Annotated in this window: 12 protein-coding genes; 8 read left to right on the top strand and 4 right to left on the bottom strand. The window is 40.9% G+C overall.

Annotated features, from left to right (window positions below):
• The first annotated feature begins 44 nt into the window (after positions 1 to 44).
• Entirely contained in the window at positions 45 to 989 is a 945-nt protein-coding gene (locus BK582_RS08470) for an NAD-dependent epimerase/dehydratase family protein (protein WP_078594247.1), read from the top strand.
• 631 nt (positions 990 to 1,620) lie between these two features.
• On the opposite strand, the gene BK582_RS08475 is transcribed toward BK582_RS08470, so the two are convergent.
• Positions 1,621 to 2,589: a YheC/YheD family protein gene (locus BK582_RS08475; protein WP_218190715.1), complete on the bottom strand. Its 969-nt coding sequence runs from the start codon at positions 2,587 to 2,589 to the stop codon at positions 1,621 to 1,623.
• A gap of 540 nt (positions 2,590 to 3,129) precedes the next feature.
• On the bottom strand, positions 3,130 to 5,658 hold the full coding sequence (locus BK582_RS08480; protein ID WP_139368227.1) for a CotH kinase family protein: 2,529 nt from the start codon (positions 5,656 to 5,658) through the stop codon (positions 3,130 to 3,132).
• A 138-nt stretch (positions 5,659 to 5,796) separates the two neighbouring features.
• Here BK582_RS08480 and BK582_RS08485 point away from each other — a divergent pair, with 138 nt between their 5' ends.
• Positions 5,797 to 6,543: a polyphosphate polymerase domain-containing protein gene (locus BK582_RS08485; protein WP_078594253.1), complete on the top strand. Its 747-nt coding sequence runs from the start codon at positions 5,797 to 5,799 to the stop codon at positions 6,541 to 6,543.
• Positions 6,544 to 6,563: 20 nt separating this feature from the next.
• Positions 6,564 to 7,250 carry a DUF4956 domain-containing protein gene (locus tag BK582_RS08490; RefSeq protein WP_078594255.1) on the top strand — a complete coding sequence of 229 codons (687 nt, stop codon included), beginning with the start codon at positions 6,564 to 6,566 and terminating at the stop codon, positions 7,248 to 7,250.
• A gap of 86 nt (positions 7,251 to 7,336) precedes the next feature.
• Here the strand turns inward: BK582_RS08490 and BK582_RS08495 are convergent, their stop codons facing one another.
• A complete protein-coding gene (locus BK582_RS08495; RefSeq protein ID WP_078594257.1) occupies positions 7,337 to 8,362 on the bottom strand; it encodes an LCP family glycopolymer transferase in 1,026 nt (341 codons plus the stop codon).
• A 586-nt stretch (positions 8,363 to 8,948) separates the two neighbouring features.
• Between BK582_RS08495 and BK582_RS08500 the strand changes: the two genes are divergently transcribed.
• Together BK582_RS08500 and BK582_RS08505 are read left to right on the top strand one after the other, a co-directional pair.
• Complete coding sequence (locus BK582_RS08500) at positions 8,949 to 10,751, top strand: N-acetylmuramoyl-L-alanine amidase family protein (protein WP_169910909.1); 1,803 nt, start codon at positions 8,949 to 8,951, stop codon at positions 10,749 to 10,751.
• Between the two features lie 400 nt (positions 10,752 to 11,151).
• The gene (locus BK582_RS08505; protein WP_218190716.1) at positions 11,152 to 12,279 is read left to right on the top strand and encodes a hypothetical protein; all 1,128 of its coding nucleotides are present in this window, start codon (positions 11,152 to 11,154) and stop codon (positions 12,277 to 12,279) included.
• A 254-nt stretch (positions 12,280 to 12,533) separates the two neighbouring features.
• Here BK582_RS08505 and BK582_RS08510 read toward each other — a convergent pair whose 3' ends face one another.
• The gene (locus tag BK582_RS08510; protein WP_078597903.1) at positions 12,534 to 13,169 is read right to left on the bottom strand and encodes a YigZ family protein; all 636 of its coding nucleotides are present in this window, start codon (positions 13,167 to 13,169) and stop codon (positions 12,534 to 12,536) included.
• A gap of 1,002 nt (positions 13,170 to 14,171) precedes the next feature.
• On the opposite strand from BK582_RS08510, the gene BK582_RS08515 reads away from it, so the two are divergent.
• The 3 genes from BK582_RS08515 (at position 14,172) to BK582_RS08525 (ending at position 17,349) form a co-directional block, all read left to right on the top strand.
• Entirely contained in the window at positions 14,172 to 15,305 is a 1,134-nt protein-coding gene (locus tag BK582_RS08515; RefSeq protein ID WP_078594263.1) for a sensor histidine kinase, read from the top strand.
• 82 nt (positions 15,306 to 15,387) lie between these two features.
• Positions 15,388 to 16,086: a response regulator transcription factor gene (locus BK582_RS08520; RefSeq protein WP_078594265.1), complete on the top strand. Its 699-nt coding sequence runs from the start codon at positions 15,388 to 15,390 to the stop codon at positions 16,084 to 16,086.
• 417 nt (positions 16,087 to 16,503) lie between these two features.
• The gene (locus BK582_RS08525) at positions 16,504 to 17,349 is read left to right on the top strand and encodes a DegV family protein (RefSeq protein ID WP_078594267.1); all 846 of its coding nucleotides are present in this window, start codon (positions 16,504 to 16,506) and stop codon (positions 17,347 to 17,349) included.
• The last annotated feature ends 163 nt before the right edge of the window (positions 17,350 to 17,512 follow it).

The raw sequence follows: 17,512 nt of genomic DNA on the forward strand, positions 1-17,512 counted from the left end.
AATACAATAAATCATAATTTTATTTAACAAAGAGAGGTATCCTCATGGATAAAATATTAGTAACTGGAGGCGCCGGCTTTATTGGTTCCCATGTTGTTGATCTCCTTATAGAACAGGAGAAAGAAGTTATTGTCGTTGATAATATGAGCACCGGAAGCTATGAGAACTTAAATAAAGACGTGAAGCTCGAAGAAACGGATATTACTGATAACCTTGGACTAAATGAAGTATTTAATAAGCATAAGGATATTAACGGGGTAGTTCACTTAGCGGCACAAAGTAAAGTAGGACCATCTGTAGAGGATCCGGGAACTGATGCTAATATAAACATTCAGGGAACAATAAACTTGCTTGAACTTTGCAGGAAGAATAATATAAACTCTTTCGTTTATGCTTCCTCTGCGGCCGTATATGGGCACGCAGAACAGCTCCCCATTACCGAAAATGCGGCGACTAATCCACTCTCTCCCTATGGGGTCTCAAAGCTTGCAGGGGAAGAGTATGTAAAAGCGTATGGCCGGTTATATGGCATAAACGTTTTTGCTTTGCGATTCGCCAATGTGTTCGGACCACGGCAAAGCCCCCATACTGAAGCTGGTGTAATTTCTATTTTCATCGAGCAGCTTCTTCAGGGAAAGAGGCCGGTTATCTTTGGCGATGGTAAACAGACAAGGGATTTTATTTATGTTAAAGATATTGCCGAGGCAGTTGTTAATTGCTTAACTAACAAAGATAAACCAGCAATTGATAATGCAGTCTATAATGTAAGCACCTGCAGCGAGACAAGTGTTCAAGAACTGCTCAGTACACTATGTGACATTACTGTTGCTGAAAACAAACAGCAATTTGAGGAAGAGAGGCCAGGCGACATTAAGTACAGTTACCTGGATAACAGCAGATTATCAGCTGACTTTAACTGGAAGCCTGGGGTTTCTTTAAAAGATGGACTCGAGCAAACTGTTAAATATTACAATAATAAAAAAAAATAATTATTTAGCCTGGAATTCTTACAGAGAGTTGCAGGCTATTTTCTTGTATATCGTTACAATGTTTTGTACTACCTTTTATATAAATGAAGCAACTAGGGCAAGTTAGTAGGAAGGATGCAACATGGACGCCTCTATAACAGTCAAGATTTCATACATGCTATTCCCTACTACACTTTCAATTTAAAACTACGCTTTTGAAACCTATCTTAAAAATTCAAAGTTTTCTTCAGAAGATAATGGCGTGCTTATCATAGCAAAATAGGAGCAGTAAACTTACTTTTCATAAAGTTTATTTCAGCCTGATCAGCATAAGGACTTCCGGACTTCTGACCTTATAGCTCACCTTCACTAAACTTTTTCTTATAAAGTTTGATACAGATCAAGTTAAATAATTTTATATATCAGACAAGGGAATGAAATTTTTCTCAAAGAAATTTTGAATATTTATTTTCCTTTTTTCAGGGCCATGAATCCTACCGATAAGAACGACCACATCTTTCCTCTGCAGCTAACAATAAAAAGGGCATGTAAACATTAGATGTCTACATGCTTCCATTGAACTGATTAATTAAATGCTAACGTTTTTTAACTAGTAACCCTGTACAAGGGGAGTTTGGGAATAAAATCGATTCTATTTTATGGAGAAACGTTCTTTAAAATCTTGCTTTAACTGTGTTATTACAGGTTTCCCGGATTTATCCCTCTTCTTGTGTCCAAGGATTTCTTTTGCTACATAGTTATAATACTCCGCTTTTAAAACAGCAACTTCTCCCATGCCAAAGTCCAGTCCAGGGGCCGTATTTGCTTCAAAGAAATAAACTTTATGGTCACTGTCAATTCCAACATCAACTCCCAAAGCTTGCAAATTCGTATTAAATATTTTCTCCAATTTGTAAGGAAAAGTACGGGCAACTTCCTTAATATGACGTTTTATTTTTTTCCAGTCATCTCCATAATTAGCCTGTAAAAATGGATCTAATTGGCTGGCGCTGCCACCCTGGGTAATGTTAGATACTACCTTATTTCCAGTACCAATTCTTACAAGATAAATAGCAACCTCCCATTCGCCTTTTCCGTTTTTCTCCAGCCTAATCCGTACATCAAAAGGTTCTTCTGACTTTGATTTCGAATGTATGCACTTTTGATATAAATAATGCTTCACATTGATCTTATTGTTTAAAAAATCATCTGCTTCTTCTTTTGAAAGAGTTTTTTCCTCCTTATTTACAGCTAGAAAATAATGGCCATCTCTTAAAGAAAGTTTATATATGCCTTCACCTCGCTGGCCATTTTTAGGTTTAAGAATAATTTCCTTATATTTATCCAGAAAGTCATAAACCTCTGAAGGATCTTCGGTCACTATGGTAGGAATAATTAAGTGAGCGAATTCCCCGTCTTCCAGAATTTTTTTATATATATTATATTTTGATCCTAATCGTCTATTAGATAAAATACTGTTTTCCTTTAAAAATTCAACTACTTCCTTGTATTTATTGCAGAAGGTTGAGTAGTCGATAAAAGCGGGAGGCGGCAGCTGCCTTGATTCCCATTCATCATCAACTAAAACTTTCCCGGTTATAATTCTATTTTCTATATCCACATCTTCCGGACCGAAATGAAATAGATCAATCCCATGATATTTAGCAGCCTTAGCAACAAGCTTTGCAAACTTTTTTGGTTTGCTTCTTTTTCGCATGTAACCTATATACATAGCCGTACACCCTTCCATCTGATTTAAGTAACTTAAAGAATTTATTCGAAATATGATAGAGTAGTGTGTCCATGGAAGGAACTTACAAACTTCCCTCAGCTGGTTTGTTTATCTTTTGACTAGACTAATTCCCTTTGTATTTTGTCTCAAAACTAACATAAGGTAAAAGTCTTGCAACTGTAATAATTGATTTATATTTGATAAAAAGGACCAGGAAAAATTCACCTGGTCCTATTTAAATAATAGCTTATCATTTATACTTTTATCCCATGTAATCCTTAGTAATATTATTAATACATTTTCCATCATATATTTTCACAAGTGTTCTTCTACTATTATAAAAGAAAGAAGTGATAAGTATTTACCTGCTTGTGTCGGCGTCTTATAAAAAATGCAAAAATCTGATGAATTTAAAGCTTTGAGTAATGACTAATCTAATTTATCAAAAATTACCTCTACTACTAGGTCCTCATTTAAAAGCAATTCAATAGTATCGGAGCTTTCAATTAGCTGTCCGGACCATCCGGCAAATTCATAACCATCTGCGGGTTCGGCAGTCAAAGTTACCGGAACTCCAGCAAAGAATTCCCCTGTCCACTCATTAGGATCTGTAATTCCCAGGGTGTCCTCATCAATAATAATAGAATTCACCTTAACTGTTCCACGTTCAGAATCTGAGTGGATTGTTAAGGTGGCCATTCCGTTTAAGTTAAAATGTTCCACCGTGTATTCGCGGACAGCTTCAGGTCTGTTCAATGCGAATTCACGCATAATTTCCACATTTTCTTCCCATTCATCCATACTCTCAGGAATGCCCCATCTATTTATATGGTTATCCATTTCTGGTTCTATTCCCGCTGCGAGATCATTAATAACATTAACAACTCTTTCAGGTGAAAAAGTAGTATTCAAATGATCCGCTAGTGCTGTAAGAAACTTTTGCTTAAACTGGTCATTTTTCAAAAGCTCACGGAAGAGGAAGTTAGGCCACTCTTCTTCTTCCCTTACATGGTTAAAGCGGTCTGTCACCATTTCAATTGTATTGTGGTCGTACTCTACGTATCCTAGCGACCTATCTACATCAAATAAGAACCAGCGCCAGCGGCCGTCCAGTTTATCTGGCCGACTTTCTTCATTATAAGGATTTTCATATCTCCAGTAACTGATATTATTATGCGGCCAGTCGGTGTTAGCATTATATATTTGTACAACATAATACTGAATAAAGTTATCAATATCCATTAACGTTCTTATATGCTCATAGTGTTCCTCTTCCTCTAAGCCGTTTTCTTCAATGTACTCAAGCATAGAGATGTAATTTTCCTGACCATCAGGCGAGCCATCATCCAGTTCTGCATTTGCACTCAAAATGGTGAAATCATCTCTGTCTGCACCATAATGTGTCTCTAAGTAGTGTTTATCGTGCCGGTCACGTATATTGTGGATGCCCCAGTACTCTCCATTCAGATAAACTACTGCTGGCTGATAATGCTGTGTATCGAGGTCCAGATGATGTACGAGGCTTTGCATGGCTGCATCTCTGAACATGGTTGTTCCCCAGTCATTCCCGGAGTTCCTTAACAGCAGCCGGTTAAAATCGTCCATTTCTTTTGTCTCGAAAAATTGATGACTGAATCTGCTTTCTCCATAATCGCTTCTGGAATATAATCGAAGTGATTTTTGTGGAAATCTTCTTGTAAAGTTCCCATGTATTCTTATGCCTGCTTCCTGTGAAAAGGCGAGCTCTCCACCCGCTTCAAAATATTCAATATGGATCGGCCGTTCCCATTCCCTGCCTCTTTCATAAAAGTTACCCGTGGCTTCTGGGTTTTCACTATTTGGCTCATAACTTGTACCAGCTACATATATACCTGAATCGTCATTGAACAAGTTATCAGGATGTGTGGTGATTGACACCACTGGCAATGGTGTCTCCTGTTTTAAAAAAAATGAGTTTGTAATGATATCACTTAAAGCCCCATTTTCACTTTGCATAACTGCTCTTACAACTGTAGCAGGGGCGGTCGGTTGTAAAGGCTCATTCCAGGCCCTGCTGCCTTCTGCTATATTATTCGACGGAATATATGAGAGAGACAGTTCATCCTGGGTTCTCTTACCGATCAAAATAGGCTCTTCATAAAGGTAAGTATTTTCCTCATTGTTTTCGGGATCAGGTTCTGAGCCGTCGAGCGTGTAATAAATTGCTGCATCCTCTACAGTTGCCTGTATTTCGAGATTAAATTCCTCGTCGTAAAACCCTCCGGCATGAGAAAAAACAGGATAGACTTCCGGGGCTGAGGATATATCCTGATCAAACTCTGTGTCAGGATAAAAGTCTGTATCTACAATTTCGTCTGCAAAATCAAGCACCGGGGTCAAGTCTGTAACTGGGTTTCCTTCAATATAGAGGCGTTCCGTCAAGCTTCTGAGGTTTCTTAATGGTTCCAGGTCAGATATTTGGTTATGCCGCAAGTTCAAGTCCTCAAGCATGTGCATATTTTCCAAAGAGGAAATATCTGTTATTTCGTTTTCCCTAAGGTTTAACTCAGTCAATGATGTGAGATCTGCCAGTGCTTCAATATTCCGGATCCGGTTTCCCCGCAGGTTAAGTTCTCTCAAATTAGTCAGATCGCTTAGTAAACTGATATCAGTAATAAAGTTGTCTCTTAAATCAAGGGAAACTAGTGATGTAAGATGTTCGATGCCGTCCAGATCAACGATTCCGGCGTCCCTTATCGTCAGTTCTTCAATGTCTGCAAGCTGATTTGGCCGGATTTCCCCTCTTTCGTAATTTATTTCCTCTCTAATGGCTGCTTCCAGGTTTGCATCGTTAATTATTGGTCCGGGTGCAGCCCAGTATGCCGCAGCCCAGCTAATAAGTAAGAGTGGTATTATTATGATCAAAATGTATTTAGAGTTTCTTGGTTTCATAAAATCCCCCGTCTTCTGAACTAACATTATTAACTTTAAGTTTACTTTTTTCGTCAAATTACTATATAATAAATGGCGATTGTTCTATAATCTTCATAATTTTAACATATTATTAATCTTTTAGGTCCTTTAACAAATTTTTTACCGCTTTGGAGGAGGTTTATCATGGCAGGGGAAATCTTCAGCCGCTATGAAATAAAGTATTTAATCCCTTTTGAACTGTATGAAACACTTGCTGAGAGGCTGAAAGAGAGAATGTCCTTTGATATGTTTGGTGACGGGGAAGGCAGGTATACAATTACCAGTTTGTATTTTGATTCTCCCAACCGGGATATTTATTTTGAAACGAAAAATAAAAAGCGCTACCGCCAGAAGCTGCGCCTGAGAATCTATAATTCTGCCACCCTCCAGGATAAAGCGTATTTAGAAGTAAAGAAAAAGTACAAAAAAAGAGTGAATAAGCGTCGTACAAGTATTAATCTTGCAGAGGCATACAAGTATATTAATAACGAAGTTGCAGGTGAAGATGTTATTAACATATCAAACCGGCAAATTTTTAATGAAATAGACAGCTTCCGTAACTTATATGATTTAATGCCTGATAACATTGTCAGTTATGACAGGCAGGCTTTTTCCGGAATTGAGGATGAAGATTTAAGGGTGACGTTTGACTATAATTTAAGATGCAGGAAGGACGACCTGCGGATTGAAAACGGTCCCCATGGTATACATTTCGTGGATTCTGAACTTGTAATCCTTGAAGTAAAGGTGAATTTCAGTGTTCCACTCTGGTTATCCCGGCTGCTTGCCGAACTGGGCTGTGAAAAAAAGAGTGTGTCTAAGTTTTGTACAACCGTAGAACTGCTGGAAGGTGAAGAATTTACGGAGAAACATAATATAGCTGTTAGGTGATTGTTTAAAGGAGAGTATATATGGACAGTTTGCTTGAGTTTTTTAATCAATATGACAATACAACCAGACTGACACTGGTTGACGGATTTTTAGCCGTCTTTCTTAGTTTTATACTAACTGTTATTATTACACAGGTGTACAAGCTGACTTATAAGGGGCAGCGATATTCCCAGTCTTTTGTTCAGACAGTGATCATTATGGGTGTGGTTGTGTCGCTTATTATGATCGTTATTGGCAATAATATCGCGGTTGCTTTCGGGCTGGTTGGTGCGTTCTCAATTATTCGTTTCAGGAGTGCCATGAGTGACCCGAAAGATATTGCTTTCATTTTCTTTGGAATGGCAGCCGGGATTGCGTGCGGGTTAGGTTTTTATCTGCTGGCGGTTATCTTTACATTTTCATTGTGTGTACTTATTTATATTTTATATTTATTTGACTATGGGAAACGTGGGGGCGAACCACGAGTTCTGAAAATTACGGTGCCGGAAAACCTGCAATATGACGGGATGTTTGATGATTTGTTTGAACAGTATTTTCTCAGTTATTCCTTAACGAGAGTCCAGACAACGAACCTGGGTACAATGATATCTCTTGAATACGAAGTGGAAGTGAAAGAGGGAGTTAAGGACAAAGAGGTCATCGACAGTGTCAGGGAGCGTAATTCTAATTTAAATGTTGCACTGAATTATGCAAGTACAGGTTATTAAGCAAAAAACGCCATGGCAGAGCTGCCATGGCGTTTACTGTTTTACACACAAGAAAACGCAGGTTGCAATAGCCTGCGTTTGAATTCTTACATATCAGTATTTGTTTCTTCTTCACTGCCTGCCTCTGTTTCTGCAGGCTTTGGATCAATTTCCAGGTGCCATCTGAATCGCTGGGAAATTTCAGCTACAGATTCATCGTAAAGTCTGTAATAATAAACACCATTTTCGGTGTGGTTCTCACCGTTAAAAGAAATATGGTCGATATTGTCAAGTTCACCAGCGTACGTATGCATTCCAAGAATACTGTTGAAGGAAAGGTTTGTATGCAGGTTGTTTTCCAGACTGTCCATTATCGGGCCGAACTTTGTGATAGAACTAAAGTTTGCTGATTTTCTAATGATTGCTTCAATAACTTCTTTCTGCCTGTCTCCCCGGCCAAGATCACCCCTTGGGTCCGATTTTCTCATTCTTACATATGCGAGAGCTTCTTCACCGTTTAGTGTCTGAACTCCCTCTTCTAAAACAATTGTGCCGTAAGTAGCATTATCTTTTTCAGTGAATCCTGACTGCACATCTACTTCTATTCCGCCAAGTTCATCGATGATTTGCATAAAAGCATCGAAGTTCAGGGAAACGAAGTAATCAACAGGGATGTTAAGCAGGTTTTCCACTGTGGATACTGTCATATCCAGACCGCCGAATGCGTGAGCGTGGTTTATTTTATCCCTTGTGCCTCTGCCTGCAATATCCACCAGTGAGTCCCGGGGAATGTTGAGCATCTTAATAGATTTCTCATCCGGGTTGAAGGTTGCAAGTACCATGGCGTCTGTTCTTCCGCTTAAGTCACCGTCTCTGCTGTCCAGTCCGAGAAATAGAATAGATATAGGATCAGAAGTTGGGTTAACAGCTTCTTCCCTCAGTTCTGAGCGGTCGCCCCGGTCCAGTTCATGCTGTGCGCTGGAAGTTACATTGGCCATCGAATAGTAAAGGTAGGCTACTGCACCGCCGGCGAGTATAAACAGGCCGAGAAAAGTAAGCATCGTTATCTTTAAAAATCGTTTAAATGGCGATTTCTTCTTTGTCCTTTTAAGCTCTGTACGTAATTGTGCCAATTTTAGACACTCCTCTATTTTTATAGAATGTTAATTGCCTGATTAGTTTGACGAGAATTGAAGATTAATAGTTACAAAAACCTGAGTCATTATAACATTTTACCACCATTCAGTTAGACAGTAAACAGAATTTTAAGCTTAAACAGTATTGTCTTCCCTCCTGCTGGCAGAAATAAACTAAAAAACTTTTTTTCTTTAGTCTCTCGGCAGTAAAAACATATTTTCTGCAAAAAAACAGAAATTTTGAGGAAAAGTAGTATTTATTTACAAAGAAGATTATGGTATTTTTATCATTATAAGAATTTAAGCAAGGAAGCAGTCAAGGCGCAGATGAAAATTTGGATGATAGTATAAGTGCAATGAAGGAAATTCCTGTTTCATAAGGGATGATTTGCCAACTTTTATTTTAATTTTAATAATGAAGATTTACAGGAGGAAGACAGCATGAAGGATATTTCGTGGGGCTCACCGTTAAGTGTTGCCTGTATAGGCGTTTTTTTCTTTGGCCTCGCAACATTGCTTGATACAATCTGGAAGTATTTTCTGAGTTTCGGATAATAAGAGAATGGAGGAGGGGTTGGGACATTTGAATAAAAAACTATTAACTGCAGCCATCATTGGATTATTATTCTTATCTTTAGCAATCGCTGCCGGACAGCACGTACAGCCCGTGCTCGCAAACAGCGGCGAACGGGGGGAAATAACAGCAAGTTCCCTGAATGTAAGAGAGCAGCCTGGCACTAATTCACGGATAATTGGAAGCTTATCAAGAGGAGCAACCGTGGAACTCCATGAAAGAACAGGAAGCTGGTATAAAATCAGGGTAAATAACCGTTGGGGATATATTCACGGCGACTATGTGAGGGTGCAGAGCTCCGCATCTTCAGGTTCCCAGATTACCGGCACCGGAAAGATTACTGCTTCGAGACTTAATGTCAGGGCAAGCGCAAGTACTGGTGCACGAATCGTTGGCACTCTGAATAGCGGCCAGCAGGTGGATTTATATGAAAGGTCAGGACAGTGGTACAAGGTTAAACTGTCTAATGGCTGGGGATACATACACGGAGATTACGTACAGGTAACGCAGTCTTCGGGAGGAAATTCTTCCGGATCAGGAAGTTCCGCGGGCAGCGGAAGCAGCCAGGTAACAGGAAGTGGGACGATTACTGCTTCGAGACTTAATGTCAGGGCAAGCGCTAGTACAAGCGCCCGTATCGTAAGCAGCTTAAACCAGGGTACAAAAGTTGATTTATATGGTAAATCAGGTCAATGGCATCAAATTAAAGTGAATAATGGCTGGGGTTACATCCACCAGGATTATGTCCAGGTAAGCCAGTCCGGCGGAAGCTCATCCGGATCAGGAAGCTCCGCGGGCAGCAACAGTGAGGTAACGGGCAGCGGCACGATCACTGCCTCCCGGCTGAATGTAAGAGCCAGTGCAAGCACTGGTTCCAGGATAATCGCCAGTCTTAACCAGGGCACAAAAGTAGATTTATATGAGAGGTCCGGCCAATGGCATAAGGTGAGAGTAAATAACCAATGGGGTTATATTCACAGTGATTATGTGCGGGTCAGCCAGACATCCGGCGGCAGCTCTTCCGGCGCTTCTGAGCAGGTTACAGGGAGCGGGACAGTAACTGCAAGCCGCCTGAATGTCAGAGAAAGTGCATCCACCTCATCCCGGATTGTAAGCTTCCTTAGCAGCGGAGCCAGAGTGGATTTATATGGTAGTTCCGGCGATTGGTACAAAATCAAAGCTGGAAACGGCTGGGGTTATGTTCATAGTTCTTATATAAATACGAGCAGCCAGAGTCAGGGAAGCAGCAGTTCAGGAACAGGGAATATTAATCTCTCAGGAAAGACTATATTTCTCGATCCTGGACACGGCGGCAGGGACCCCGGGGCTGTAGTAAGCGGTGTGTACGAAAGTAATATCGCTCTCGGTATATCTAATAAACTGAAATCAAGGCTGGAAGCTGCCGGAGCAAGGGTGGTAACTACGAGGACTACTGATGTCTTTTTATCATTGGGAGAGCGTACAGCGCGTGCAAATAATTCCGGGGCAGATATCTTTATCAGTATTCATGGGAATTCATTTGTCAGTTCAGCTGCAAGAGGCGTTGAAACCTACTATAATACTCAGTTTCAGGGGGCAAACAGCAAAAAGCTGGCCGAAGCTGTCCAAAACAGAATGGTCAATGGTGTAAACCTCCATAACCGTGGTGTAAAAACTTCTAACTTTGAGGTTATAAGGTATACGCGTATGCCTTCTGTTCTTCTGGAAACGGGCTTTATGACGAACCCGGGCGATCTCAACATACTCAGGACACAGCAGGACAAAATCGCAGATGAACTGTTAATAGCAATCAATAATTACTTTAATAACTAGAACAGCAGGGAACCAGGAAGCAAGTGATGCTTTCTGGTTTTTTTGTATGGTCGCAAGCTGTCCGGGTGGAAAAGAATTGCAAAGTCCAGGTAGATTATGTGTGGCTTAAGCCTTAGAAAACTTCCTGCAAAACGGGAGAAACTCCCCAAATTAGCTTCCCAATCTCGTGTTTTTCCAACAAAAACTTACATAATACTACAGGAGTAGCGTAATGCACTCAAAATAATTCGACTTTTCCGAAAATGTGTTTGCTTTTTTACAAGCGGTTTTGTACTATATTTATAACTTGAAGAATTAGGAAAGAACAATTAACTTATTTGTTTGACTGCCTGCTGAAGAAGCAATATACCTGTTTTTCCGCCGCGAAAGCATATGAAGTTTTCACACAATTAGCCAGTTTATGATAGGTATTATGAACTGCGTTTCGATTGCGGCTGTTGAAGTAATTTGTCAAAAAAGCGCAATTAGCGAAAATATATACCTGCATCGGCTGTTAGTGGATGGGGGAAGGGTGGGAGCAAATATGGGGATTGATGCGATTTCAGCGTTCAGTCTGGTTAACAAAAAAGTTAATAGATGTAGTGAAGGCCTGTTTCTTGTAGATAAAAAAGGGACAGTACGTTTCCTGAACGAGAAAGGCCGTGAAATATTCAGCAAGATCGGTTCGATACAGCAAGGGGATAACATTTTTAATTCTGCGCTCGCTCCTTTTTTCCTCAGCACTGAAAAACATGAGAAGACAGGGGTTATTGAAAGGGAATTATACAGGGATGGCCAGATTATAAAGCTTAAAATCGAAGCTATTATTAGCGGCAATGAGGAAGAAGAGCAAGGATGGGTGTGCGCTGTAGATACTCATACGGAACCCGATTCCTTTGGGGCCGGGGGCCAGAACTGGGGTACGGCTACAGAAGAACTGGTGCAGCAGTTGAGCCTGAGATACGCTCATGAAGTATTAAACGCATTGACACCTGTATATGGTATTCTACAAATGATTAAGGATGAGCGGGTTTCCGCAGGTATTGATACTGGCCTGTTAGAGCTCGCACAGAATGAAGTAAATAAAAGCAAAAATTTCGTTAATGACTTCATGTATATGAATTACCCGGGAAAGCCTGCACCAAAGTGGCATACGGCGGGGCAGCTTTTAGCATATATTAAGGAAAAAACAGAAGAGCAGACTCCTGAATTTATCCCTCATCTGGACTGGAAGATTGCAGGTGAGGAAGACGTTCTTGTACAGGTTGACGCACATCATCTTAGGACTGTCCTGCAGCTTCTGATAAAAAAATGGATCGATTTTGCGAAGAGCCATAATGTAATTACTATTACATTTCATACAAATGACCACCATTTTTATGTAATAATTAATCAGCCAGAAATGGATGAGACTTTGTACTTCACTGATAGTGAGTTCAACTACTATCTCCATCTTGCCGGGAAGGTGATGGAAATAAATGAAGGAAAGTTACAGGCTTGCGGCGGTGTAAAACTTACCTTTATACAGCCGGGAGGGCTAAACGGCTGATCTCTCCTGAACGAAAACAACCTGCAGGGAGCTGTACTAAAGTGGTACAGGCAGTCTGCAGGAAGCAGTTCTCATAAATAACAAAAGAAAATAAACAAACGCCTGGATTTTATGATCCAGGCGTTCTGCTTGTTAAATTATTTTGTTCAATTAAACTGTTTCTCTTGGAGATCTAGTTGTGCTGTGTTTCTTAAGGATCCTCATTCCGTTATTTCCTTAAATTGCTTGATTTCAGCGGGTTTTCGGATCCTGGTTCATTTGATTTCTTCTTCGAGATAGGTAAACTCTGTTTTTTCCAGCTGCACCTGTCCGTTTGTAAGGTTGGTCATAAACTCCTCGAATGCCCCTTCTTGTCCGGAATCAACAAATGTTTCTACTTGTACCTGATCCAGGTAATCGATTTGTTTAATGAGATAAGGGGAGGCCCTCAGTTCATTTTCCACTTTGCCAAGAAAATGGTAGTCCATAGTGCTTCTGTAGACTTGTGCAAGGCGGCGTTCTACTGTGCCGGCTGCATTAATGCCTTCAGAAGCAGCGGAGCTGTAAGCGCGGATAAGCCCGCCGGCTCCAAGTTTTATACCACCAAAATAACGTGTAACAACGACAACGGTGTCTTTCAGGTCACGTTGTTTAAGCACCTCAAGAATCGGGACGCCAGCTGTACCGGATGGCTCCCCGTCGTCGTTTGCTTTCTGTATATGGTTATTCTCTCCAATCATGTAAGCGGAACAGTTGTGATTTGCATTCCAGTGCTGTTTTTTTATTTTTTCAATAAAGGCCTGAGCCTCTTCTTCTGTCGTTACCCTGTCCACATAGGTGATGAAGCGGGAACGCTGGATGGAGATCTCGTTTTCACCGTAGCCTTTTACAGTAAAATAAGATGTAAGCATAATAATTTCTCTGCCTTTCAGTTCATTTAGAACCGCACTTGAATCAAACAGTTCTGAAATTGAATTAGTTTTAGGAACGGAGGGACGTAGCCCTTTTCGTTTTTTCTCGGAAAAGTTCATCTTTACATTCAGGTTAAGGTGAACCGGAGAGCGTTGTCAAGCAGCGACGCCGCCGGGATGTTTCCCGGTATTGAGCTCAAAACTATCTCGTTTTGTACGAATACGTATTTATACATACATTAGAACTCCCCCAGATAAAAACCTGTACTCCAAAAACAACAGTTTTTTTCACAGCCAGTTCGGAAAATAAAAGTCCTAATAAATTACCTTATAATGTAAAATGAACATCATCCACTATCAACAGGGATAAAAGTCCTGTATAGGAGGAGAATTTTGCAGGTTTGCAATAATAATTCCAGCCTGGCAAAGCTAATTATTAATTAACGGCAGGTATTTAAATTACGGGCGGATTACATTAGTTTTGAGGTGGTAAAAACCGGGAAAAAGTCGGGAGGTAATATATATCTTTTATATTAAATTATTATTTCATTATGTTTTTTACTCACTTTTCCCTATAGATGCCTGATAAAATATTAAATAAGCGACCGGATAAATACAAGGGATTAGTATTTTACAACAGACTATTGTACTGTAATCCAAAAAAAGAAGGCACAAGCATAGTTCTAAGGTCTTTTTTATCTGAATATGTAGTAAAATGAAAAAATGAACCAAAATGCCCCCAAAAAACTGCTGTTTTACACGAGATATAACAGTATAGGAAGAATAGCATAAAGGGAAAAGCCTTAATTATCAGGCTGAATGACCGGGTATCCCAACGAGGGGAAAATTATTGTACGAAGGATTCCTGTATTTTCCGGCTATCATTTTTATGCCTGAAAGCGGGACATTTGGCGGTATTTGAATTTTGAGGAATTTGGCTTAGATTTTCCTCTTCTTCTTACTTCTTCATCCAATTTTTTCAGCTTGAAAGCGGGGAGTCACATGGCTACACCATTAACAATCGAAGAGATACTCGGAAGGATGCTGGAAGCAGTAGGAGACAGCCGGGAGAAAATATTTGAAATCGGCGAAGACTCCCGGAGTGAATATGAGCAGTTAAAAAACGAGTTAAAGCAAATTCAGGACAAGGTAATTGAAGTAATCAGGAAAACGGAGCAGACAGAACTCCACTCAAGGTTCGCGAGGAACAGGCTTGCTGAAGTGAGTAAGCATTTTGCTGACTATAGTGACGAGGATGTGCGCGTTGCTTATGAACAGGCAAATGATTACCAGGTAAAGCTTGCGATTCTGAGACAGGAGGAAAAGCAGCTCCGAGAGCGCCGGGATAATATAGAGCGAAGGCTCATGAGGCTGAAGGATACGGTGGAAAGAGCAGAGACCCTTGTCGGCCAGATCACTGTGGTCGTGAATTTCCTGACGGGAGATTTGCAGCAGGTATCTGAAATGGTTGCTGATGCGGTTGAAATGCAAAAGCTCGGTCTGAAAATTATCGAGGCTCAGGAAGAGGAGCGTAAACGCCTTTCCCGGGAAATCCATGATGGTCCGGCACAGATGATGGCTAATGTAATGCTTCGTTCTGAGCTGGTGGAACGGGTTTATGAGCAGCAGGGTGTGGAGGAAGCGCTGAAGGAAATCAGAGACCTGAAGAAGATGGTGAAGGATTCTCTGGCAGAAGTCAGAAGAATCATCTACGATCTCCGTCCAATGGCTCTCGATGATCTTGGCCTCATACCTGCTCTGGAAAAATATATAAAGCATATTAAAGAGCATTATGATTTTGACATTCAATTCTCATACCTGGGGAAACCGAGGAGACTGCAGGCGGATCAGGAAGTTGCCTTATTCCGCCTGATCCAGGAATCTGTGCAGAATGTGCATAAACATGCGAAGGCAACGGAAGTTCAAATCAAGATTGAGCTGAAACCGTCGCTCGCAACAGTAGTGATTAAAGATAATGGGAAAGGCTTTGACACTTCTGTAAAAAAAGAAGGTTCGTTTGGCCTCCTGGGTATGAGGGAACGGATAAATATGCTTGAAGGGAAACTAAGCATCGATTCTAAACAAGGAAAAGGGACATTAGTCATGGTCCAGATTCCGGTAGAGCCAGCATCATAAGGCTATCGGGATAACATTTCAAACAATAAAAAGCACGCAGATAAAAATGGCAGGAAGCAATAACCTGGAGGAGGAGAAAAATATGGATAGAGAGAAGCAGATCAAAATAGTTTTAGTCGATGACCACCAGCTGTTTCGTGAAGGAGTCAAGCGTATACTGAATATGGAGTCCTCCATGGAGGTAGTCGCGGAAGGCAGTGATGGGGATGTAGTAATAGACCTTGTAAGAGCGCACAACCCGGATGTTGTTCTGATGGATATTAATATGCCGAATATTAACGGGGTGGAGGCTACTAAAAATCTCGTAGAAAAATTTCCGAATATTAAAGTGCTCATTCTCTCCATTCATGACGATGAGTCATACGTTACGCATGTGCTTAAGACAGGAGCTTCCGGCTACCTGCTTAAGGAAATGGATACGGATGCCTTAATAGAAGCAGTAAAAGTAGTGGGAGAAGGCGGAGCTTATATTCATCCGAAGGTCACCCATAACCTGATTAATGAGTACCGTAGACTGGCAAGCGATGACAAACCAGAAACAGAAATCGGCTTCCGTGAAGTGGAATACCGCCGTCCGCTCCATTTACTGACGCGCCGGGAATGCGAAGTTCTCCAGCTGATGACAGACGGAAAGAGCAACCGTGCCATCGGAGAAGCATTATATATCAGTGAAAAAACGGTTAAAAACCATGTAAGTAATATTCTGCAGAAAATGAATATGAATGACCGCACCCAGGCAGTCGTTGAAGCAATCAAAAACGGCTGGGTGAAAGTGAACTAACTGTTTTTCAATTGCGATCCTCATGCAACAGCTGGTTCGGAGAGATATATGATTATATTTTTCCGGCCGGCTGTTCTTCCACTTTTACTTCAATTCTTTATTTCACTCCCATTCTTTGTGACTATACGGAATAAATACAATCTTTCTTATTTAGAGAAGTTACGTCAAAAAATAGACATTTATGATCATTGCTTGCTACTATAGTTTAAAGGGAAAGAAAACAGGGTATTATTATTAACTTTATTTTGCAGGGAAAACAGGTAAAAAGCTTCCCCGTGAAGAAAACTACTAAATAGATTTTTCCTGAGATCTCTTGGGTGTGTTCCCTGTTAGTTAATGAAATAAAGAGTCAGAAATGCGAAAAGGTGCCCGGCACTTCCGAGCTGACTAAATTATTAAGGAAGAAGTGAAAGTAAGATGAGTAAAATAGCGATCATTACCGACAGCACAGCTTATATCCCGAAAGAAGTAAGAATTGAAAACAATATTTCCATGGTGCCGCTTAACGTAGTGTTCGGAGAAGAAGCATATAAAGAAGAGAAGGATATTACGACCGAGCAGTTTTATGTGGAAATGAAATCGAAAGAACAGCTGCCGAAAACTTCTCAGCCGGCGATCGGGCTGTTTGAGGAGAAATACAAGGAGCTGGCAAAGGATCACGATGAAATCATTGTTATCACTCTTTCCAGCGGAATCAGCGGAACGTACGAAACGGCCTTCAGTGCCGCACAGATGGTTGAAGAAGAAATTAAAGTACATATTTTTGATTCGGAAATCAGCTGTATGGTTCAGGGATTTTTTGTGCTGAAAGCAGCGAAGCTTGCCGGGGAAGGGCGCTCAAGCGCTGAAATCCTTGATACACTTGAAAAAATGAAGAAGAATACACGGGCCTATTTTATGGCAGACGATCTGAGCCATCTCCATCGCGGCGGCCGGCTGAACGGTGCCCAGCTATTCGTAGGGAGCCTGCTGAAAATTAAGCCTGTTCTGCACTTTGAAAACAAAGTGATTGTTCCGTATGAGAAGGTGCGTACGGAGAAAAAGGCGATGAATCTTATTCTGGGCCTCCTTGATGAAGACGCGAAAAAAGGCACACCGATTGATATTACCGTCATCCATGCAAACCGTCCGGAAAAAGCTGAGCAGCTTGCTGAAGAACTGCGTGCCAAATACAGCAATGCGAACGTAATTGTGAGCTATTTCGGCCCGGTTATCGGCACTCACCTCGGTGAAGGCAGCATGGGAATCGGCTGGGTGCATTAAAAGGGGAAAAGGTTAATTGAGCTTTTTATACTGCTGCGGAGGTCACTGTGGAGGAAGTGTTTGCTTTGAAGTCACGAATGGGGTGCATTCGTGACTTCGTTGATAGGAAAAGTGCTTTCGAATTCCAGAATCAGGTATGTTCGTGACTTCGATAGCAGGAGAG

Source organism: Evansella clarkii (assembly GCF_002019695.1).
Lineage (GTDB): Bacteria > Bacillota > Bacilli > Bacillales > Salisediminibacteriaceae > Evansella > Evansella clarkii.